Source organism: Caulobacter segnis, assembly GCF_031454995.1.
Lineage (GTDB): Bacteria > Pseudomonadota > Alphaproteobacteria > Caulobacterales > Caulobacteraceae > Caulobacter > Caulobacter segnis_E.
The window spans coordinates 118486-138593 of record NZ_JAVDRV010000008.1 but is presented as its reverse complement, the minus strand read 5'-3'; the positions used below and the strand labels follow the sequence as shown (position 1 = coordinate 138593).

Below are 20108 nucleotides of genomic sequence, written 5' to 3'. Positions count from 1 at the left end.
TTGTTGGAGCGACGATGTCCCACCCTCATAGATCCGGCTGCCCGATCAATCTGACGCTGGAACTCTTGGGCGATCGCTGGAGCCTGATCGTCCTGCGCGACGTGATGTTCGGGGGACGGCGACACTATCGCGAGCTGCTGAACCAGTCGGAGGAAGGCATCGCCTCGAATGTGCTGGCCGATCGGCTGAAGCGGCTGCTGGCCAACGACCTGCTGTCGCGCGTCGACGACCCCAGCCACAAGCAGAAGGGCGTCTACAGCCTCACCGAGCCTTCGATCCAGCTGGTGCCCCTGCTGGCCCAGATGGGCGCCTGGGGCCGACGCCATACGCCGACCACGCCCGAGCTGGCGATCCGCGCCGAGCTCCTGGAGGCCGGGGGTCCCGCGATGTGGGAGGCGTTCATGGACGAGCTGCGCGCCATCCATCTAGGCGCGCCACCGCCCGCGCGCTCGGTCAGCGCCGAACTGCGGGCGGCTTTCGAGAAGGCCTTGGCCGAGGCCTAGAGCCTATCCCGTTTAGATGGAACCATCTAAACGGGATAGGCTCTAGACTCAAACATTTAGAGCCCTTTTGAACGCTTTAGATGATTCCATCTAAAACTAAAGGGCTCTAGTCGCGCCGGACCAGCTCAGCCTCGACGTCCGCGTGATGCGTCCAGAAACAGGCCATCATGCCCGTGAAGGCCAGGGCCAGCATCATCAGGAAGCCGCGCGGCGGCGCCAGGCTGACAACGTCTTGGGGCGTCATCGTTCTCTCGTTTCCTCGCCGGCGCCCGGATCTGATGTCCAGGCTGCCGCGAGGAAAGCTTCTCACCGTCGCGCCGGCTCCGCAAGGACCTGTTTTCAATAGGGTTTTATTGGACCCGCGAGTCCAAGATACACAGCTCTAGAAGATCGAGTATCCACCGTCGATGACGATCGTCGTGCCCGAGTGATAGCTCGACGCGTCCGAGGCCAGATAGACGGCCATGCCGCCGAAGTCCTCGGGTTCGCCCCAGCGGCGGGCGGGCACGCGGGGGATGACCTTCTCGGCGAAGGCGGAATTGCCCTGGGCGCCGGCCGTCATATCGGTGGCGATCCAGCCCGGCAGGATCGCGTTGGCGCGGACGCCGTAGCGGGCGTGCTCGACGGCCACCGACTTGATCATCGAGATCACCGCGCCCTTTGTGGCGGCGTAGGCTTCGTTGCGCGCCGCGCCCTCGATGGCGGCCAGCGAGGCGATCCCGACCAGCGAGCCGCCCGGATCCCCGGCCTTCGCCCGCTCGACCATGTGGCGGCAGGCCTCGCGCAGGGTGAAGAAGACGCCGTCCAGATTGACCGACAGCACCTTGCGATAGACCTCGGTCTTCATCTCGATGAACGAGGGCGAGCCGTAGCCGATGCCGGCGTTGGCGAAGACGGCGTCGACCCGGCCCATGGCGGCCACGGCCTCTTCCATGCCCTCGGCGACCTGCGCCTCGTCGGAAACGTCGACGGTCTGGGCCTTCACGCGCACGCCCAGCGACGTCAGCTGCTGTTCGGCGGCGAGGTTGCGTTCGGGGTTTGAGCCCCAGATGACGATGTCCGCGCCGGCCTGCGCCATCGCCTTGGCCATGCCCAGGCCGATGCCCCGGTTGCCGCCGGTGACGAGGGCGACCTTGCCCGACAGATTGAACGGCGCGTAGGCCATGGCGATCCTCCCCTTGTTATGTTGAACGCTTGTTTGAAGGGGAGGCGATCAGGCGCCGAAGGTCAAGACCCCCAGAAGTGGAAGGCGCGCCAGCCATCGCCGATCGCCGTCCTCGGCACGCCCAACAGGTCGGTGATGGTCAGGGCGGCCTTGAAGATCAGGTCGCTGACGCCGGGGACGAAGAAGATCAGGGCGAACAGCACCAGGAACCCGACCCGCTCGACCTTGATCATCTTCGCGCGGACGCCGTCGGGCAGGAACGGCCGGATCACGCCGTAGCCGTCGAGCCCCGGGACCGGCAGCAGATTCAGGACGAAGGCCGTGGCCTGCAGGAAGGCCAGCAGGGCCAGCGCGTGGCGCAGCGGCGGCGACGTCACGATCGGCAGGGCCAGAGCGAGCACGACCAGGACGACCAGCGTCCCCAGCGGCCCGGCCAGCGACGCCAGCGACCGCCAGCCTCGCGAGCGCATCAGGTCCTCGCGCAGATAGACCGCCCCACCCGGAAAACCGATGCCGCCCAGCGCCAGCGCGATCAGCGGGATGACGACGGTTGTGGCGAGATCGGAATACTTCAGCGGATCGAGGGTCAGGTAGCCCTTCTCGATGATCGTCTCGTGTCGCCAGCCTTGTAGGCCGTCAGCGCGTGTCCGAACTCATGGATGCCGACGCTGAACACCCAGGCGACCGCGACGAAGGCGAAGGTGATGACGCCCACGGGCGGAATCGCGGCGGCGACGGCCCAGCCGAGGCCGACGCAGGCGGCCAGTAGGATCAGGGCGTTGGGGCTGATGGAGAAGCGGGGCGCGGGCGCGTCGATTGGGGTCATGGAAGAGATGTCGGGGGATTGAAGCGCCAGCGCAAGCGCCGCGACGAACCACGAGCCATTCAGCCTTGCGGAACACTCGCCGTGGTTCATCCGCGATCGACGAAGCTCGGCCTTGATCCGGCCATACCGCTATGAAGCTGATGTCCTCTCGCCACGAAGGGTCTCCAATGTCCAGCAATGCCCAAACCCGTCGATCCGTGATGGGCGGCGCCGCGTTGACGATGGTCTCGGCCAGCGCCCTGGCCGCGCCGCGGAGCGCCGTTGGGACCGGACTGGAAGCCGGAGCGATCCGGGCCATTGGCGTCGAGACGGCGCGGACGGAGTACGAGGGCCGTCCCGCCTTGCGCGCCCTGGCGCTGGAGAACGCCCCGGGGCTCGACCGACTGGTGGTTCTGGACACGCCCGCCTTCGGCGATGGCGTCATCGAAGCGTGGATTAGCGGAGCGCCGAGCGCGACGGCCAACGCCACGGCGCGGGGCTTCGTGGGCGTGGCCTTCCGGGTGCGAGACGAGGACAGGTTGGAGGCCATCTATCTACGCCCGACCAACGGCCGGGCCGACGACCAGCTACGCCGCAACCATGCCGTCCAATACATCTCGCACCCCGACCATACCTGGGAGCGGCTGCGCGCCGAAGCTCCGGCCAAGTACGAGACCTATGTCGATCTCGTGCCTGGCCGATGGACGCACGTGCGGATCGTGGTCAAGGGCTCCAAGGCCCAACTCCATGTCGACGGCGCCGAGCAGCCGACCCTGATCGTCGGCGACCTCAAGCACGGCGCCGACGCCAAGGGCGCCGTGGCGCTCTGGATCGGTCCTGGCACCCTGGCCCACTTCAGCGGCGCGCGGGTCACGTCCTAGGACGCGACGGAAAGGCGCTAGCCCCCGAACCGCGCGTAAGCCTCGGCGATCACCCGTCGGGTCTCGTCCCACTCCACCAGGGCCATCGCCTCGTCGCGGGTGACGAACCGCGCGTCGGCAGCGTCGTCGCCGGCCACCGGTTCGCCGTCGGTCCAGCGCGCGGCGTAGTCGATCAGGACGTAGTGGCGGGTGATCTCCCCGCCCCCTTTTCCATCGAGAGAGGGGCGCGCCGGAAACACCCCGTCGATGACGTCGATCAGTCCCAGAAGCTCGGCGTCGACGGCGGTCTCTTCCTTGAGCTCGCGCAGGGCCGCGACGGCCGTGGTCTCGCCCCACTCCAGCCGCCCGCCCGGCAGACTCCACTGGTTCAGACGCGGCGGCGTGCCCCGCTTGATCAACAGCACCTCGTCGCCGCGCAGACAGACAACCCCGACCGTGGGCACGGGATGAAGACTCACGGGAAGCCGACCTTCAGGTCGATGCTGGACTTCACGCCGATGCAGGTCCCGCAGTCCGCCAGCCAGACATCCGCGGCGGCCCGCCCGCGGTCCTTGAGGTCGGACAGGAAGCTCCACTCGGTGTTGAACTTTGTGGACAGCGACAAATCCGCCAGCGGCTTGTCGGCGGTGATGGCGTGGACCAGCATCCGGCGGTAGCGCCCCCGGGCGGTGTCCTTGAGCAGCCCCTCGTCCAGCAGCTTCTGCACGAAACCGATCGCCCGCAGTTCGGAGGCCAGCGAGGCGTTGAAGGTGATCTCGTTCAGCCGGTCCATGATCTCGCCCGGCGACTTGGGCGTCTCGTCCCGGACGAACGGATTGAGCGTGACGATCAGGATGTCGTCGGGGGTGTCTTCGTAGAACAGCGGCCAAAGCGGCGGATTGGCCAGGAAACCGCCGTCCCAGTAGGGCTCGCCGTCGATCTCCACCGCCTGGAACAGCTGAGGCAGACAGGCGCTGGCCATGATGTGGCGCGAGGTCAGCTCGGTCTCGCGGAAGATCTTGGACTTGCTGGTGCGGATCGCCGTGGCCGAGATGTAGAGCTTGATCGGCGAGCGCTCGCGCAGCTGATCGAACTGGACCTCGGCCTCCAGCAGGTCGTGCAGGGGATTGAGGTTGAAGGGGTTGAACTCGTAGGGGCTGAACGACAGGGCCAGGGTCTCGGCCATCCGCCACCCCGGCGTGTTCTTCCACCAGTCCACGCCGCCGGAAAAGGCGCTGGTCCAGATCGAGGTGTCGCCGAAGACGTTGCGGCCGCCCGAGCGGTTGACCTGCCGCCAGAAGGACTCCAGCCGCGCCTTGGCCCCGGCCTTACCGCCGTCGAGCATGCCCTGGGCCAGGCAGACCGCGTTCATCGCGCCGGCCGAAGCGGCGGTGACGGCCCGGATCTCGAGATCCTCTTCCTCGAGCAGGCGATCCAGCACGCCCCACTCGAACGCCCCGTGCGCGCCGCCCCCCTGCAGCGCCAGGCTCAGCGCGCGACCGGTGGGCTTCTTGCGGGTGAAGGGCGGGATGGGCACCCGCCGACCCTATTGCGCCACCCAGCCGCCGTCGACCTGGAAAGCCGCGCCGTTGGCCGAGGCGCCGGCGTCCGACACCAGATAGAGCAGCATGCCGCCCAGCTGTTCGAAGGTGACGAACTGCTTGGTCGGCTGGGCGGCCAGGATCACGTCCCTCATCACGGCCTCTTCGGAGATGCCGCGGGCCTTGGCCTGGTCGGTGATCTGGGCCTCGACCAGGGGGGTCTTCACGAAGCCCGGGCAGATGGCGTTGCAGGTGATGCCGTGGGTCGCGACCTCGAGGGCGACCGTCTTGGTCAGACCCAGGATGCCGTGCTTGGCCGCGACATAGGCCGACTTGAACGGCGAGGCGACCAGGCCGTGGGCCGAGGCGATGTTGACGATCCGCCCGCGCCCCTGCTCCTTCATGATCGGCACCGCCGCCTTGGTGGCGTGGAAGGCCGAGGACAGGTTGATCGCGATGATCAGGTCCCACTTGTCGTCCGGGAAGTCCTCGATCGGGGCCACGTGCTGGACGCCGGCGTTGTTGACCAGAATGTCCAGCTCGCCGAACTCGGCCTTGGCGGCCTTGACCATGTCGGCGATCTCGATCGGCTTGGTCATGTCCGCGCCGTGGTAGAGCACTTCGACGCCGTGCTTCTCGGCCAGTTCAGAGCGGGCGCGCTCGATGGCGTTCATTTCGCCCAGGCCGTTCATGACGATGTTGCAGCCTTGGGCCGCGAGCGCGTCGGCCAGGGCGTGTCCGATGCCGCTGGTCGAGCCGGTGACGATGGCGACCTGCCCCTGCAAACCGAAATCGACGGCCATTCACGCGCTCCTGGATAACGCACCAACGATGTTGCGGCGCAGCATATCGCTCGCTACCGCGAAGGGCGAGCGCTTATAAATTCATCGATAGATGAATTTATGGCTGCGGGCGAGCGAAAACCCAGTCGGCCTCGGTCGAGAGCGACGGTTGGAAATGATAGCCGTCCAGGTCGAAGCCTTTCAGGCCTTCGGCGCGGTCGATCCGGTTGTCGATCACGTACCGCGCCATCCGCCCACGCGCCTTCTTGGCGAAAAAGCCCAGCACCCGCAGTTCGCCGGCCTTCTCCTCCTTGAAGTGGCAGGTGACCACGGGAAGCTTCAGGGCCTTGGCGTCGACGGCGCCGAAATATTCCTGGCTGGCCAGGTTCACCAAGGTCGGATCGGCGTGGCCCGCGGCGGCCGAGTTCAGCGTCTTCGAGATCGTCTCGCCCCAGTAGTCGTAGAGGTTATGGCCGCGCTTGGTCTTCAGGCGCGTGCCCATCTCCAGGCGATAGGGTTGCAGGGCGTCGAAGGGGCGCAGCACGCCATAGAGTCCCGACAGAATCCGCAGGTGGTCCTGGGCCCATTCAAGTGCCGGACGATCCAGCTCCCGCGCGGCCAGGCCCCCATAGACGTCCCCGTTGAAGGCGATGATCGCCTGCAACCCGTCCTCCAGTTCGGAGTCGAAGGCCTGAAACCGCTCGCGGTTCAGCTTGGCCAGGGCGTCGGAGATGTGCATCAGCCGCTTCAGGTCGGCGGCGGTCAGCTTGCGCGCCACCTTGGCCAGCTCGCCAATCTGGACCTTGAGCTCGGGCGTCGTCATGGGCAGCGCCTGGGCGGGCGCGGTGAAGTCCAGCGACTTGGCGGGGGAAATGACCATCAACATGGCCCGGGAGATAGAGCCTTCGGGCGGCCTTCGCTAGCCGAGAGGCGCGACTATTCCCCCGCGGCGAGGCGACCGCGCATGTCGACATAGGCCGCGCCGATCAGATCCCGCAGCGCCGCCTCGTTCGTGGGCGATCCCCAGCGCAGCTTCACGTGCCGCATGCGTTTTCCGCCCCCTTCGAGCAGACCGACCGGATCCGGCAGGGCCGCGCCTTCATGGAAGCCGATGCTGGCGTGAGCGCTGAAGGCGTCGACATAGGCAAAGGCGGCGTCCTCGACGCAGGCGGTCGGATGGCCGTCGTGCAGCAGCTCACGGACATCGGGCCCCAGCGTCCTGATCCGCTCGAACCAGGGTCGCGCGACGACGCGCATCGGATCGTGTCCGGCCAGCCAGGCCTCGACCTCGGGATGGCGTGGCCTCGCGCTCGAGAACCTGAAGAGACGGCTCATGCCAAGAGTTTGACCCGCCCTGGGCCCGTGTCCAGTCTCGACCTTGGTCATCGACGGGGGTATCAGCGGCTCATGCAGACCCTTGGCCTCGCCGCCGCCCTCGCCTGGCCAATCCCGATGATCGTCGCCTTGTTCTTTGTCCTGCGCGACCGGACCCTGAAGTTCCGCCCGGTGTGGGCGGTGATGTGCTTCGTCGGCGTCGGGGCGTTTTGGATGCAGCAGTCCACGGGACGCTGGGGCTTCATCCCGCTGGCGATCAACCTGCTGCCTGGATCGCAGGCGGGCTTCTACAAGTCCACGATCCCCGCCGGCGCCTTCGCGGTGATGGCCGTGCTGTTCCTGCGAGCCCGCAAGCGCGCGGCTAGAACAGCACCCTCGGATTCATGATGCGCTTGGGGTCCAGCGCCAGGCGGATCGCCCGCAGGGCCGCGACCTCGATCGGGTCCTTGTAGGTCAGGGCCTCCGCCGTCTTCATCGCGCCCAGGCCATGCTCGGCGCTGATCGAGCCGGAGAAGCTGGCGGCGATGTCGTGAACGATCTTGGCGCCGGCCTCGCGCTGGACGTCGTGGGCGTCATCGTCCGCGCCCACGGGCTTGAGCACGTCGTAGTGGACATTGCCGTCGCCGACATGGCCGAAGGCGATGATCCGCGTGCCCGGGAAGGCCTGCTCGATCGCCGCGTCGGCGCGGGCGATGAAGTCCGGGATCTTCGAGACCGGCACGGACACGTCGTGCTTCCACACAGCTCCTTCCGGCTTCTGGCCGGCGGAGTGGCCCTCGCGGATGTGCCAGAAGGCCTTCTCTTGCGTCTCGGTCTGGGCGACGGCGGCGTCGGCGATCAGACCGCTCTCCAGAGCGCCGGCCAGCAGCCGCTCCAGCGCAGCCTCGGCCGCGCCGGGCTCGCCGCTGGCGATCTCGATCAGCACGTACCAGGGATGCTCGGTGGGTAGAGGATCGCGCAGGCCGGGCACGTTGCGGACGGTCAGGGCGAAGCCCAGAAGGCCCATCAGCTCGAACGCCTCGACCGAGCCGCCCGTCTCCTCCTTGGCCCGGGCCAAGAGCTGGATGGCGTCGCTGGGCGAGCCGAGGCCCACGATCGCCACGGCTCGCGAGGCCAGCGGCGCTTGAATTTTCAGCGACGCGGCGGTGACCACGCCCAGCGTGCCCTCGGCGCCGATCAGCAGCTGCTTGAGGTCGTAGCCGGTGTTGTCCTTGCGCAGGCGCTTGAGGCCGTTCCAGATCTCGCCGTTGGGCAGCACCGCCTCGATGCCCAGCACCTGCTCGCGCATCATGCCGTAGCGCAGCACGGCCGTGCCGCCGGCGTTGGTCGAGATCAGCCCGCCGATCGTGCACGAGCCCTCGGAGGCGACCCCGACCGTGAAGCGCCGGCCGACCTTGGCGGCCCGCTGATGGGCCTCGTAGAGCGTGACCCCCGCCTCCAGCACCATGACGTCGTCGATCGGATCGACGTCGCGGACGGCCGTCAGCTTGCGCGTCGACAGCAGGATCTCGCCGTGCGGGATCTGGCCGGCGACGAGACCGGTGTTGCCGCCCTGGGGCGTGATGGCCACGCCCTCGGCCGCGCAGATGCCGACCACGGCGGCGACCTCGGCGGTCGTGCGCGGGGTGACCAGCAGCGGCGTCTCGCCCTTCCAACGGCCGCGCCACTCGACCAGCATCGGCGCGATGAGCTCGGGATCCTGGCTCCAGCCGCCCTCGCCGAGCACGGCTTTCAAACGCGAGACGACATCGGCGGGAACAGGCTTGGTCATGGTCGCTACCTTACGCTCGAAAAGTCAGCCGATGAAGCCGGCGGCGCGGCGCAGCCGGTCGTTGATCGCCTCGCCCAGCCCCTCGTCGGGAATGGGCGCGACGGCGATGGCCGAGGGATGGGTGCGGTCGGCGGCGCGCAGATAGGAAAACAGGTTCGAGGCCGCCTCGGCCAGATCGCCGGCCGGGCTGAGGTTGAACACCCCCTCCCCGCTGGCCCCGCCGCCGAAGGCCAGGAAGGCCTCGCCCGGCTTGGGCGCCTTGGCGTTGATCCGCACCGGCGCGTCGGGGGCGTAGTGCAGGGCGAGGCGTCCGGGCGAGCGCTTGGCGTCGTCGTCGGCCTCGGCCAGCGGGCCGACGATTTGCCCCAGCTGGACGCGGGTCACCGCCCCAGGGCGCAGCAGCCGCGCTTGGCCGTCCAGAACGGAGACGACGGTCGACTCCAGGCCGACGGCGCAGGGACCGCCGTCCAGAGCGGCGGCGGCCTTGTCGCCGGTCTCGGCCATGGCGTCGGCGTAGGTGGTGGGGCTGGGCCGGCCCGAGCGGTTGGCCGAGGGGGCGACAACGGCCCCTCCGAACGCGGCCAGCACGGCGCGGGAAACCGGATGGCGCGGCACGCGGATGGCCACGGTGTCGAGGCCCGCGCGCGCCAGGTCGCACACGGCCGCGCCGTCCTTGATCGGCGCCACGATGGTCAGCGGGCCCGGCCAGAACTCGCGGGCCAGATCGCGGGCGCGCTGATCGAAGTCGGCGATCCGCTCGGCGGTCTCCAGGTCGGCGACGTGGGCGATCAGCGGATTGAAGCGCGGGCGCCCCTTGGCCGCGAAGATCGCCGCCACCGCCGTCGGATTGGCCGCGTCGGCGCCGAGCCCGTAGACGGTCTCCGTCGGCAGGATGACGAGACCGCCCGCGCGCAGGGCGCTGGCCGCGGCCTCTATTTCCGCTTGGCGGTCAGCGAGAAGCTGACCTTCACCTTGGCCGCGATCTGATCCGTTGACGCCCATTCGCCCTGTCCAACCCCGAACGTGGTCCGGTCGAGGGTGGTTACACCGCGCGCGGTCGCCGTGTCGCCGACGATCTTCAAGGAAAACGGCAGGCTGAGCGGCTTTTTCACGCCCCGCAGGTCCAGGGTCCCGTCGGCGACGTACTGACCCTCGCCCGTCTTGCGGAACTTGCTGGCCGTGAAGGTCGCCTTGGGATGGGCGGCGGTGTCGAAGAAGTCGCCGCTGGGCAGGCTCTGGTCGCGCTGGTCGTCCCCGGTCACGGCCGAGGCCATGTCGACGCCGACGGTCAGCTTCGAGCGTTCCAGCGCTTCGGGCGAGAACAGGATGTCGGCGGTCCAGCGGTTGAAGCGGCCCTCGATCGGACTGCCCGACCAGGTGGCCGAGAAGGTCAGGCTCGCGCCTTTCTGGACGGCCCAGGCCACGGGGTCCTTCAAGGCGGACTCGGGTTCGGCGGCGACGGCCTCCGGCTTGGCGGCGTCGGCGATCGGAGCGGCCTGCTGGGCGGGCGCGGGCGCGGCGGGCGCGGCCGGCGCCGCGGCGTCAGCGGCGGGCGGCGGCGCGATCGGCTTGGCGGCCTTGAGCGTCGGGGTGAACAGGTAGCCCGCTGCGACCACGGCGGCGAAGCCGGCGGCGGCGAGCCAGGCGCGCGGCTCCTTCAGACCAGGCTTGGCGCCCGGCGCCATGTTCTGGAACACCTCGTCCTTGTCGAGGATCTGGTGCTTGGCCACCGCGCCCAGGTGCAGGGCCAGCAGAAGGTAGGTCAGCTTGACCAGCACGCCGTGGCCGATCTCGCCGACCTCGTGCCAAACATGCTTGGGACCGGCGGCCAGCTCGGGAAGGCCCGGCAGGTGCGGCCACGGGATCACGCCCCACCACAGGGTCGGCACGACCACGCGGCTGGTCGAGACCAGGATCCAGCCCGTCAGCGGCAGGCCGATCATGACGACGTAGAAGCCCACGTGCACGATCTTGGAGGCGATCCGCTCCCATCGCGGCTGATGCGAAGGCGGCGCCGGCGAGCGGTTGAACAGTCGCCACGCCAGACGCGCCAGGCTGAGCAGCAGAATCGTGAAGCCGATGGACTTATGCAGCTGGAACAGCGCGAAGGTCGTCGGCGAGCCTTTCGGCCCGTCGCCCATGCGCCAGCCCACGATGATCTGGAAGATGATGGTCGCGGCGATCAGCCAGTGCAGAACAATCGCCACTGTCGTGTAGCGCGTGCGGGTCGCGGCCATCGTTTACTCCAGGCGGGCAAGGCCAGACACGGAAAGGAAGAGCGCATCGCGCCGGTCCGAGGGGGCCCGCGCGATGCGCCAACAGATTACTTCTTGTCGAACTCGACTTCGATGCTCAGCGCGACGTCGTCGCCGACCAGCGGCACGTACTTGCTGACGCCGAAGTCCGAACGCTTGATGGTGGTCGAGGCCGAGAAACCGGTCTTGACGCTACCCGGGACGAAACTCGAGCCGACGCCGTTGAAGGTCACGTCCAGCACGATCGGCTTGGTCACGCCGTGCAGCGTGAAGTCGCCGTAGACCTTGCCCGCCTGGCCCGCGCCCGGCTCGACCTTGGTCGAGACGAAGGTCGCGGTCGGGAACTTGCCCGCTTCCAGCCAGCCGTCGCCAGCCAGCTCCTTGTTGAACTTCAGGCCAAAGGCATCAGCGCCCGTCGAGGTGTCGATCGAAGCCGGATCGATGCTCACCGAGATTTTCGCGTCCTGCGGGGCCTTCGGATCATAGTCGAAGCTGGCGTCGACCTTGGTGAAGCGGAACTGATAGTTTGAGAAGCCCATGTGCTTGATCTTGCCCACGACCGAGGCGTGGGTCTTGTCGAGCACGTAGTGGCCGGCCGGCAGGTCGGCGGGCTTGGTGGAGGTGACGCCCGGCGCCGCGAAGGCGACGGGGGCCGAGAGCAGGGCCACGGCGAGCGCGCCATAGGCGAGCGAGGCGAAACGGCGGGACATCGGAGATCTCCAATTAAAACAGCATCAGTTACGGTTTTCCCGACTTAAGGAGTCAGGCACAGCTTTGAAGGGGCCGACGATCACGAGGTCGTTACCTGGCCAACAAATCTGTGGTCGGCTTGGCGTCCGTACCGCTCACGCCTAAACAGAACGCCGATAATCTGGAGCTTCGTCGGCCATGACCTTCCGCGCCCCCGTTCGCGACCTCGCCTTCTCGCTGCGCCACGCGGCGGGCTTCGATCGGCTGGCCGACGCCTTCCCCGAGGCTGACGCCGACACCGTGGCGGCGGTGCTGGAGGCGGCCGGGGCCTTCGCGGCCGACGTCCTGGCGCCGCTGAATCGCGCCGGCGACCTCGTGGGCGCCAAGCTGGAGAACGGCGTGGTTCGCTGCGCCCCGGGCTTCGCCGACGCCTACAGGCAGTTCGCCGAGGGCGGCTGGGCGGGCCTCGCCGCCGCGCCCGAGCATGGCGGCCAGGGCTTGCCCAAGACGCTGGAGGTCGCGGTTCTGGAGATGATCCAGGCGGCCAACATGGCCTTCGGCCTCTGCCCCATGCTGAGCCTGGGCGCGATCGAGGCGCTGGATCACCACGGCTCGGACCGCCAGAAGGCGCTCTACCTGCCCAAGCTGGTGTCGGGCGAATGGACCGGCACCATGAACCTGACCGAGCCGCAGGCGGGCTCGGACCTCGCGGCCCTGACCACCCTGGCCACGCCCGACGGCGAGGGCGGCTGGAGGATCACCGGCCAGAAGATCTTCATCACCTGGGGCGACCACGACGCGGCCGACAACATCGTCCACCTCGTTTTGGCCCGTACGCCCGACGCGCCTCCCGGCGTGAAGGGCATCTCGCTATTCCTGGCCCCCAAGGTGCTGGTCGGCGAGGACGGCAAGCTCGGCGAGGCCAACGCCCTCCGGGTCGGCGGGCTGGAGCACAAGCTGGGCATCCATGGCTCGCCCACCTGCGTGATGCTGTTCGAGGGTGCCAAGGCCGAGCTGGTTGGGGGCCTGGGCCAGGGCCTGCCCAACATGTTCACGATGATGAACGCCGCGCGCCTGCAGGTCGGGACGCAAGGGACCGCCATCGCCGAGCGCGCCTACCAGCAGGCCCTGGCCTTCAGCCAGGACCGCGCCCAGGGGCGTTCGGCCTGGACGCAGGCCTATCCCTCGCGCCTGTTCGATCATCCGGACGTGCGCCGCTCGCTCGTGCTGATGAAGGCTCACATCGAGGCCGCGCGGGGCATCTGCCTGTCGACCGCCGTCGCCGCCGACCTGGCCCGCGCCGCCGCCGACGAGACGACCCGGACCAGCGCCAAGCTGCGCGAGGAGCTGCTGACCCCGATCGCCAAGGCCTGGTCGACCGATGTCGGCGTCTGGGTGGCCTCGCAGGGCGTGCAGATCCACGGCGGCATGGGATTCATCGAGGAGACCGGCGCGGCCCAGCACTATCGCGACGCCCGCATCGCCCCGATCTACGAGGGCACGAACGGCATCCAGGCCATCGACCTCGTGGGCCGCAAGCTGTCGATGGGCGAGGGCCAGGCGGTCGCCGACCTGATGGACGACATCCGCGACACCATCGAGGACCTGAAGGGCTCCGACCTGAAGGGCGTCGGCCTGCGTCTGGAGGCCGCGCTCGACGCCGCCGCCGGCGCCACCGCCTGGCTGGTCGAACGCCGCGCCAAGGCCATGCCCGACGCCCTGTCCGGCGCCACGGCCTATCTGAAGCTGCTGGGCGACGTGGTCGGCGGCTGGATGCTGGCCAAGGGCGCCCTGGCGGCGGCTGGCGAGGCCGACACGGCCTGGGCCGAAAGCAAGCGCGCCCTGGCTCGCGTGTTCGCCGAGAGCGTGCTGGCGCAAGTCCCCGGCGCGGCGGCTGGGGTCTTGCTGGGCGCGGCGGACCTGGAGGCCATGACGCCCGAGGTTTTGGGGGCGTAAAGCCATCACCTAAAACTGTGTCATCCCGGCCGCAGCGAAGCGGAGAGCCGGGACCCAGGGGCGAGCGGCAGTGCGCCGGCCCCTGGGTCCCGGGTCGGCTACGCCGCCCGGGATGACACGGTTAGGCGAGTCGCCCCTACGCCTTGAAGAAGGCCAACAGGTCGGCGTTGATCACCTCGGGGTGGGTCGACGCCATGCCGTGGGGCAGGCCCGGATAGGTCTTCAGCGTGCCCTTCTTGACCAGCTTGATGGCCAGATGGGCGCTGTCGGCGATCGGGACGATCTGGTCGTCCTCGCCGTGCATGATCAGGACCGGAACGTCGACCTTCTTCAGGTCCGGCGTGAAGTCGGTTTCCGAAAAAGCCTTGATGCAGTCGTAGTGGGCCTTGGCGCCGCCCGTCATGCCTTGGCGCCACCAGTTGTCGATCAGGCCTTGGCTGACCTTCGCGCCCGGACGGTTGAAGCCGTAGAACGGGCCTTCCGGGACGTCGCGGAAGAACTGGGCGCGGTTGGCCAGCAGGGCCGAGCGGAAGCCGTCGAACACCTCGATCGGCAGGCCGCCCGGATTGGCGGCGGTCTTCAGCATGATCGGCGGCACCGCGCCGATCAGCACCACCTTGGCCACGCGGCCCGGCTTGGCGCGGGCGGCGTAGTGGATGGCCTCGCCGCCGCCGGTCGAGTGGCCGACGTGGATGGCGTTCTTCAGGTCCAGGTGATCGGTCAGGGCGATGACGTCGGCGGCGTAGGTGTCCATCTCGTTGCCGGTGTCGGTCTGGGTCGAGCGACCGTGACCGCGACGATCATGGGCGATGACCCGGTAGCCCTTCAGCAGGAAGAACATCATCTGGGCGTCCCAGTCGTCGGACGACAGCGGCCAGCCGTGGTGGAACACGATCGGCTGGGCGGTCTTGGGGCCCCAGTCCTTGTAGAAGATCTGGACACCGTCCCGGGTGGTGACGAAGCCGCTCTGGGCGCGGCTGGTGGTCGGCTTGGCGGCGGCCTCGGGGGTCGCGGCCTGGACGGCCAGGGGCGCGGCGGCGGCGGCCGCGGCGAGGCCGAGACCAGCGGTCATCAGACCACGGCGGGAAGCTTGGTTCGACTGGCTCATGATGATCCCTCATTTCCTTGTTTGCGATAATGATTATCGCGACAAGGAGATAGCTAAACCCGATCCGAGGCAGAGTCCAGAGGATTATTTATCGCGATATCATTTTTCGCGACTCAAGGGAGAGCCCTGTCATGGAGACGCCGCCGACGCGCTCGCTGGATCAGCGGATCCGCTTCACCCTCTAGGCCGCCAGCATGGCGTACGAGCCGCCGCTGGGCGGGCTCGGCCTGACCTGGCGCTGAACGCGCTGGGCGAGGCCGACGGCGGGTTAGGTGCTCCCCCGCGAGGCGGGGGAGCATCAGGTCTACAGCTGTTCCAGCAGATACTCGGCCGACGAGACCTTGAACTGGCCGGCTTCCTCGATGTTCAGCTGGGTGACGACGCCGTCCTTGGCGATCAGCGAGTAGCGCTGCGAGCGCGCGCCCATGCCGAACTTGCTGCCGTCGAAATCAAGGCCGATGGCGCGGGTGAAGTCGCCATTGCCGTCGGCCAGCAGCAGCACTTCGCCGTCGATGCCCTGGTCCTTGCCCCAGGCCTTCATCACGAAGACGTCGTTGACCGAGACGCAGGCGATCGTATCCACGCCCTTGGCTTTGAGTTCGGCGGCCTTTTCCTTGAAGCCCGGCAGGTGCTTGGCCGAGCAGGTCGGGGTGAAGGCGCCCGGCACGGCGAACAGCGCCACGGTCTTGCCCTTGAAGATATCGTCGGTGCTGATCGGCGCCGGCCCTTCGGCCGTGCTGGTCATGAAAGTCGCCGCCGGCAGCGTGTCGCCAACCTTGATCGCCATGGGCCGTGTTCCTCTGTTGTGCGTTTTCGAAGGTCTTGGAGATATCCCCGCGTCGCCCGACCGCCAAGCCACCGTTTTGGGAAACCGCCGAGCGGATTCTAAGCGCCGCGACTTGAAAGCGTCACACGGAGAGCCAATGCTCTGGTCATGGCCAACATGATCGACGACGAGGACGAAGGCGAGTTTCTGACGGGCCGTCTTCTGGTGGCGATGCCCGGCATCGAGGACCCGCGTTTCGAGCGGGCCGTGCTCTACCTTTGCGCCCACGACGAGGAGCAGGCGATGGGCCTGGCGGTGAACCGCCCGGTCGAGGGCCTGACCGTGTTCGAGCTGCTGGAACGGCTGGGCGTGAAGTCCGACATCCACGCGCCGAGCGACCTGGTCCTGCTGGGCGGGCCGATAGAGCGCGAGCGCGGCTTCGTGCTGCACACCGACGACTTCCATTCGCCGGACTCCTCCCTGCCGATCGCCGAGGGCCTGAGCCTGACCGCCACCCGCGACGTGCTGGACGCCATGGCCAGCCCGATGCGTCGCCCGCGCAAGGCGATCCTGGCGCTAGGCTACGCCGGCTGGGGGCCCGGACAGCTGGAGCAGGAACTGCGCGACAACATCTGGCTGATCTGCGACGCCGACGAGAGCCTGCTGTTCGACGAGGACCACGAGCACAAGTGGACGCGGGCTCTGGCGAAGCTCGGGATCAGCGCCGACCACCTGTCGGCGCAGACGGGACAGGCCTAGGAAATCCTCTCCCTCTGGGAGGGGTGTCGGCGTAGCCGACGGAGAGGGGAAAGGTCGGGCCAGGAGAACCTCCCCCTCCGGCCCTCTGGGCCGCCTCCCCCGCTACGCGAGGGAGGATCTCGATCTACTAGCCCCGCGCCTTCACCGGCGCGGCGCCGTCGACATAGGCTTCGTTCAGATAGACCTCGGCCTCCTGCGGCGAGAGGGCCGGCGCATAGCCGAAGCCCTGACCGTAGTCACAGCCCAGCCCCTGCAGGGCGCGCGCCATTTCCGCGTTCTCGACGCCTTCGGCGACAACCTCGAGGTCGAGGTCCTGGCCCAGCTTGACGACCGAGCGGACGATCTTGGCCGAGCCGGCGTTGGCGCCCATGGTGCGGACGAAGTAGCGGTCGATCTTCAGCGTGTCGAACGGCAGGCGCGTCAGGTACGACAGCGACGAGAAACCGGTGCCGAAATCGTCCAGCGCCAGGCCAGCGCCGGCGTCGCGCAGGGTCCGCAGCACCACGGCCGCGCGCTCGGGATCGCGCATGATGTCGCTTTCGGTGACCTCCAGCTTCAGCGCGCCGCGCGGCAAGTTGTTGTCGCGCAGGGTCTGGGCGACATCGTCCACGAGCCCCGGCCGATCGATCTCGCCGGTCGAGAGATTGACGCTGACGGTCATGGCGCTCATCGCCGGATGGCAGGCGCGCCAGATCGACAGCTGACGGGCGGCCGCATGCATCATGTGCGCGCCCAGCTCGCTCATCAGCCCCATCTCTTCGATCAGCGGCAGGAACTCGTCGGGCGGCAGCATGCCCCGACGCGGGTGGATCCAGCGGGCCAGGGCCTCGAAGCCCGACAGCGCGCCGGTCGACAGGCGCACCACGGGCTGGAAGTAAGGGATGATCTCGCCGCGACCGATGGCGCCGCGCAGATCGGCCTCCAGCGCCAGGCGGGACAGGCCGTCGGTCTCCATCGAGCGGCCGTACGCCGCCGCGCCGCCACGGCCGGCGGCGGCGGCGGCCTCGACGGCCAGCTCCGCGCGGCGCAGCAACTCGGCGGGATCCGGAGCCTCCAGACCGCCCTCGGCCGACACGGCGCCGACCGACAGCGTGGGGTGGATATCGAAGCCGGCGATGCGAAGCGGCTGCTCCAGCGCCTCGCGCAGCATCTCGGCGGGCTCGTAGCCGTCCGGCGTGCACAGCACGGCGAACTCGTCCTCGCCGATACGGCCCAGGACGGCGTCGGATGGAAAGGCGGCGACGAGGCGCGAGCCCAGGGCCGCCAGGACCAAGTCGGCGCGATCGTGGCCCAGGGCCTCGTTCAGGCGCCGCAGGCGGTCGAGGTCGGCGACGACCAGCTCGTGCGCGCCGACCTCGGACAAGCGCTCGCGGGCGCGGGCGATAAAGCTGCGTCGGTCCAGCAGGCCGGTCAGGTCGCAGCGTTCGGACGCGGAGAATTTGGTTTCGGCGGCGACCACGCCCGCGGCGCGCACCCCCTCCTCCAGCCAGACGCCGCGCCACAGACAGACCTCGCCGCCGCGCACGCGGAAACGGGCGACGACCGGCTGGCCGGGCTCACGGACTTTCAGGACCTCTTCGGCCTGGGCGCGATCCTGCGGCAGGGCCAGGGCGCGGAAGGCGGCGGAGGAGCATTCGGGGGCCAACGGGCCAAGACCCAGGGCGCGGGCCGCGCCATTCAGGCGCAGGCGATCGGATTCAGGCTCCCAGATCCAGAGCGCGACATCGGCTCCGCCCAACGCCTCGAGCGTCGCGGTCGTGTCCCAGATTCGTCGCTCGCCTGTCCGAAAAGACATACTCGTCCCGCCGCGTCGGCCACGCCGCGACACCCTCACTCACTCGGGCGCCACGAGGCCGAACAGACGATGATCTCGCCAATCGCCGTTAATTTTCAAATAAGCGTGGGCGTATCCCTCCTCGGAAAAGCCGCATTTCAGCAGCAGCGCGGCCGAGGGGGCGTTTTCGGGCATGCACGCGGCTTCCAGGCGGTGAAGCCCTAAGCCCTTGAAGGCGAAGCGAATCAAGGTCTCGACGGCGTCGCGCGTATGGCCCTGGCGCGCGAAGGGCTGGCCAATCCAGTAGCCGATGGTCCCCATCTGGGCGACGCCACGCCGCACGTGGAAAAGCCGCACGCCGCCGACCAGGGCGTCGTCGGCGCGGCGGAAGACGAAGAATGGATAGGCCTCATCCATCGCCATCTCGCGCGCATAGGCGGCCAGGCGCGCCCGAAACGCGGCGCGGGTCAGGTCGTGCTCAGGCCAGACCGGCTCCCAAGGCTCCAGGAACGATCGCGAGCGCCCGCGCAGGGCCGCCCAGGCGCGATGGTCGCTCGGCTTCGGCGGCCGCAGATAGACGGCCCGCCCTTGCAGGCGCAACGCGGGACGAGGTTTCAGGAACGACGGGAGCACGGGCGCGGCGAAGGCTGGAGATCAATCACGGGCGCACCTTCCGACGTCAGGCGGCGGAGAACAACGTCTTGTCGAACGCCTCGCCCGCCTTCAGCGCGGTCTTGGCGCCCAGCACCGCGGAGGCGGCGCGGCCGTCGGCCAGGAGCCGCCGTCCCAGGCGTGCGACATCGTCGGCCGTCACGGCGTCGACCTCGCCGGCCAGCTCGGCCGGCGCATAGAGGCGATCGAACAGCAGCACCTGCCCCGCGCCCTGTTCGGCCCGCGACAGCGGCTGCTCGCGCGCCATGAACATGTGGGCCTTCAACTGGGCCTTGGCGCGGGCCAGTTCGGCATCGTCGATGCGCGCGACAAGCTTCTCGACCTCGGCCGCGCAGACCTTGGCGGTCTCGACCGCGTCCGACGCCGCGCAGCCGACATAGATCCCTAGCGCGCCGTGGTCGGCGTAGGTGTCGGCATAGGCGTCGATATTGTAGGCGAGGCCGCGCTTCTCGCGCGCCTCCTGGAACAGGCGCGAGGACATGCCCCCGCCCAGCACCTCGGCGAAAATCCGCAGGGCGAAGTAGTCGTGATCGCGCGCGCCACAGGCCGGCAGCATGAAGACGAGGTGGCTCTGCTCCAGCTTGCGCGCCTCGCTCTGGGGACCGCCGATGAAATGCGCGGCGACGGGGACAGCCTCGCCCGGCGTCGCTGGCAGGTCGCCAAAGGCGCGCTCGGCGGCGGCCATCAGCTCGGCCTCGTCGACCGCGCCGGTGGCGCTGACGACCAGACGATCGGCGGCGTACAGCGCGCCGCGCCAATCGGACAGCGCCTCGACGCTGGCGGCCTCGACCGTGGCGTCGCTGCCCAAGATCGGACGCCCCACCGGGTGGTCGCCCCAACTGGCGCGTTGGATCAGGTCGAAGACATAGTCGTCGGGGGCGTCGGCCGCCTCGGCGATCTCCTGGGCGACCACCTGCTTCTCGCGGGCGAGGTCGGCGGGGTCCAGGGTCGGGCGGCGGACCAGGTCGGCGATGACGTCCATGCCTAGATCAAGGCCGCCCTTCAGCGCCCGCACCTGGAAGCTGGTGCGCTCGTAACCCGTCGCGGCGTTGATCGAGCCGCCAGCGCTTTCGATCACCTCGACAATGTCGCGCGCCGAGCGCTGGCCCGCGCCCTTGAACACCATGTGCTCCAGGAGGTGCGACCAACCCGATCGGGCCGGATCCTCATAGGCCGCGCCGCGTCCGGCCACCACGCTGAGCGCCAGGGTCTCGAGGCCCGGCATCGGGTCACACACGACGCGGACGCCGTTCTTCAGGGTGCGGAGGGTGGCGGTCATTCAGCTCTTTTTACGCCTCCCCCGCGAAAGGGGGAGATGGAGGGCGCGCTGCATATAGTCGCTAAACGCCCCCGCGGCCACTCCGAG

20 protein-coding genes and 3 pseudogenes are annotated in these 20108 nt (G+C 68.7%); 6 read left to right on the top strand and 17 right to left on the bottom strand.

What is annotated here, in order from left to right:
* Window positions 1–14: 14 nt before the first annotated feature.
* Entirely contained in the window at window positions 15–503 is a 489-nt protein-coding gene (locus J2728_RS20740) for a winged helix-turn-helix transcriptional regulator (RefSeq protein WP_310002072.1), read from the top strand.
* 106 nt (window positions 504–609) lie between these two features.
* Here J2728_RS20740 and J2728_RS20735 read toward each other — a convergent pair.
* The 3 genes and pseudogenes from J2728_RS20735 to J2728_RS20725 all read right to left on the bottom strand — a co-directional run bounded on the left by J2728_RS20735 (window position 610) and on the right by J2728_RS20725 (window position 2494).
* Window positions 610–832 (bottom strand): annotated as a pseudogene (locus J2728_RS20735) (hypothetical protein).
* Between the two features lie 53 nt (window positions 833–885).
* Window positions 886–1668 (bottom strand): SDR family NAD(P)-dependent oxidoreductase, encoded by a 783-nt coding sequence (locus tag J2728_RS20730; protein WP_310002071.1) that lies wholly within the window; start codon window positions 1666–1668, stop codon window positions 886–888.
* A 62-nt stretch (window positions 1669–1730) separates the two neighbouring features.
* Window positions 1731–2494, bottom strand: a pseudogene (locus tag J2728_RS20725) (site-2 protease family protein).
* 167 nt (window positions 2495–2661) lie between these two features.
* Between J2728_RS20725 and J2728_RS20720 the strand changes: the two are divergent.
* A complete protein-coding gene (locus J2728_RS20720) occupies window positions 2662–3354 on the top strand; it encodes a hypothetical protein (RefSeq protein ID WP_310002070.1) in 693 nt (230 codons plus the stop codon).
* Between the two features lie 17 nt (window positions 3355–3371).
* Here J2728_RS20720 and J2728_RS20715 read toward each other — a convergent pair whose 3' ends face one another.
* The 5 genes from J2728_RS20715 to J2728_RS20695 all read right to left on the bottom strand — a co-directional run bounded on the left by J2728_RS20715 (window position 3372) and on the right by J2728_RS20695 (window position 6991).
* Entirely contained in the window at window positions 3372–3812 is a 441-nt protein-coding gene (locus J2728_RS20715) for an NUDIX hydrolase (RefSeq protein WP_310002069.1), read from the bottom strand.
* On the bottom strand, window positions 3809–4870 hold the full coding sequence (locus J2728_RS20710; protein WP_310002068.1) for a patatin-like phospholipase family protein: 1062 nt from the start codon (window positions 4868–4870) through the stop codon (window positions 3809–3811). The genes J2728_RS20715 and J2728_RS20710 overlap by 4 nt, the downstream gene beginning before the upstream one ends.
* Window positions 4871–4879: 9 nt before the next feature.
* Window positions 4880–5677 carry a 3-hydroxybutyrate dehydrogenase gene (locus tag J2728_RS20705; protein ID WP_310002067.1) on the bottom strand — a complete coding sequence of 266 codons (798 nt, stop codon included), beginning with the start codon at window positions 5675–5677 and terminating at the stop codon, window positions 4880–4882.
* Between the two features lie 97 nt (window positions 5678–5774).
* Window positions 5775–6542 (bottom strand): peroxide stress protein YaaA, encoded by a 768-nt coding sequence (gene yaaA, locus J2728_RS20700; RefSeq protein WP_310002066.1) that lies wholly within the window; start codon window positions 6540–6542, stop codon window positions 5775–5777.
* Between the two features lie 50 nt (window positions 6543–6592).
* Entirely contained in the window at window positions 6593–6991 is a 399-nt protein-coding gene (locus J2728_RS20695) for a DUF1801 domain-containing protein (RefSeq protein WP_310002065.1), read from the bottom strand.
* A gap of 72 nt (window positions 6992–7063) precedes the next feature.
* Between J2728_RS20695 and J2728_RS20690 the strand changes: the two genes are divergently transcribed.
* Window positions 7064–7378, top strand: coding sequence for a hypothetical protein (locus J2728_RS20690; protein ID WP_310002064.1), 315 nt, complete (start codon window positions 7064–7066; stop codon window positions 7376–7378).
* Here the strand turns inward: J2728_RS20690 and J2728_RS20685 are convergent.
* The 4 genes from J2728_RS20685 to J2728_RS20670 form a co-directional block, all read right to left on the bottom strand.
* Window positions 7353–8762 carry an FAD-binding oxidoreductase gene (locus tag J2728_RS20685; RefSeq protein ID WP_310002063.1) on the bottom strand — a complete coding sequence of 470 codons (1410 nt, stop codon included), beginning with the start codon at window positions 8760–8762 and terminating at the stop codon, window positions 7353–7355. The two genes, J2728_RS20690 and J2728_RS20685, sit on opposite strands and share 26 nt — an antisense overlap.
* A 24-nt stretch (window positions 8763–8786) precedes the next feature.
* Window positions 8787–9764, bottom strand: a complete 978-nt coding sequence (locus J2728_RS20680; protein ID WP_310002062.1) for an L-threonylcarbamoyladenylate synthase — start codon at window positions 9762–9764, stop codon at window positions 8787–8789.
* Window positions 9695–10999 carry a YceI family protein gene (locus tag J2728_RS20675; RefSeq protein ID WP_310002061.1) on the bottom strand — a complete coding sequence of 435 codons (1305 nt, stop codon included), beginning with the start codon at window positions 10997–10999 and terminating at the stop codon, window positions 9695–9697. Before J2728_RS20675 ends, J2728_RS20680 begins: the two co-directional genes overlap by 70 nt.
* 86 nt (window positions 11000–11085) lie before the next feature.
* Window positions 11086–11727 carry a YceI family protein gene (locus J2728_RS20670; RefSeq protein WP_310002060.1) on the bottom strand — a complete coding sequence of 214 codons (642 nt, stop codon included), beginning with the start codon at window positions 11725–11727 and terminating at the stop codon, window positions 11086–11088.
* A 178-nt stretch (window positions 11728–11905) separates the two neighbouring features.
* Here J2728_RS20670 and J2728_RS20665 point away from each other — a divergent pair, with 178 nt between their 5' ends.
* Together J2728_RS20665 and J2728_RS22385 are read left to right on the top strand one after the other, a co-directional pair.
* Window positions 11906–13663, top strand: a complete 1758-nt coding sequence (locus J2728_RS20665; RefSeq protein WP_310002059.1) for an acyl-CoA dehydrogenase family protein — start codon at window positions 11906–11908, stop codon at window positions 13661–13663.
* Window positions 13664–13678: 15 nt separating this feature from the next.
* Window positions 13679–13763: pseudogene (locus J2728_RS22385) on the top strand (hypothetical protein); the annotation flags it as partial.
* A gap of 36 nt (window positions 13764–13799) precedes the next feature.
* Here the strand turns inward: J2728_RS22385 and J2728_RS20655 are convergent.
* Window positions 13800–14771 carry an alpha/beta fold hydrolase gene (locus J2728_RS20655; protein ID WP_310002058.1) on the bottom strand — a complete coding sequence of 324 codons (972 nt, stop codon included), beginning with the start codon at window positions 14769–14771 and terminating at the stop codon, window positions 13800–13802.
* A gap of 304 nt (window positions 14772–15075) precedes the next feature.
* Entirely contained in the window at window positions 15076–15558 is a 483-nt protein-coding gene (locus J2728_RS20650; protein ID WP_310002057.1) for a peroxiredoxin, read from the bottom strand.
* Window positions 15559–15705: 147 nt separating this feature from the next.
* Between J2728_RS20650 and J2728_RS20645 the strand changes: the two genes are divergently transcribed.
* Window positions 15706–16296 (top strand): YqgE/AlgH family protein, encoded by a 591-nt coding sequence (locus tag J2728_RS20645; protein WP_310002056.1) that lies wholly within the window; start codon window positions 15706–15708, stop codon window positions 16294–16296.
* Window positions 16297–16423: 127 nt separating this feature from the next.
* Here J2728_RS20645 and J2728_RS20640 read toward each other — a convergent pair whose 3' ends face one another.
* Genes J2728_RS20640 through J2728_RS20630 form a run of 3 tightly spaced genes read right to left on the bottom strand, consistent with a single transcriptional unit; the run spans window position 16424 to window position 20021 of the window.
* Complete coding sequence (locus J2728_RS20640; protein WP_310002055.1) at window positions 16424–18091, bottom strand: putative bifunctional diguanylate cyclase/phosphodiesterase; 1668 nt, start codon at window positions 18089–18091, stop codon at window positions 16424–16426.
* A 39-nt stretch (window positions 18092–18130) separates the two neighbouring features.
* Window positions 18131–18703: a GNAT family N-acetyltransferase gene (locus J2728_RS20635; RefSeq protein WP_310002054.1), complete on the bottom strand. Its 573-nt coding sequence runs from the start codon at window positions 18701–18703 to the stop codon at window positions 18131–18133.
* 46 nt (window positions 18704–18749) lie between these two features.
* Window positions 18750–20021, bottom strand: a complete 1272-nt coding sequence (locus tag J2728_RS20630) for a M16 family metallopeptidase (RefSeq protein ID WP_310002053.1) — start codon at window positions 20019–20021, stop codon at window positions 18750–18752.
* Between the last annotated feature and the right edge of the window lie 87 nt (window positions 20022–20108).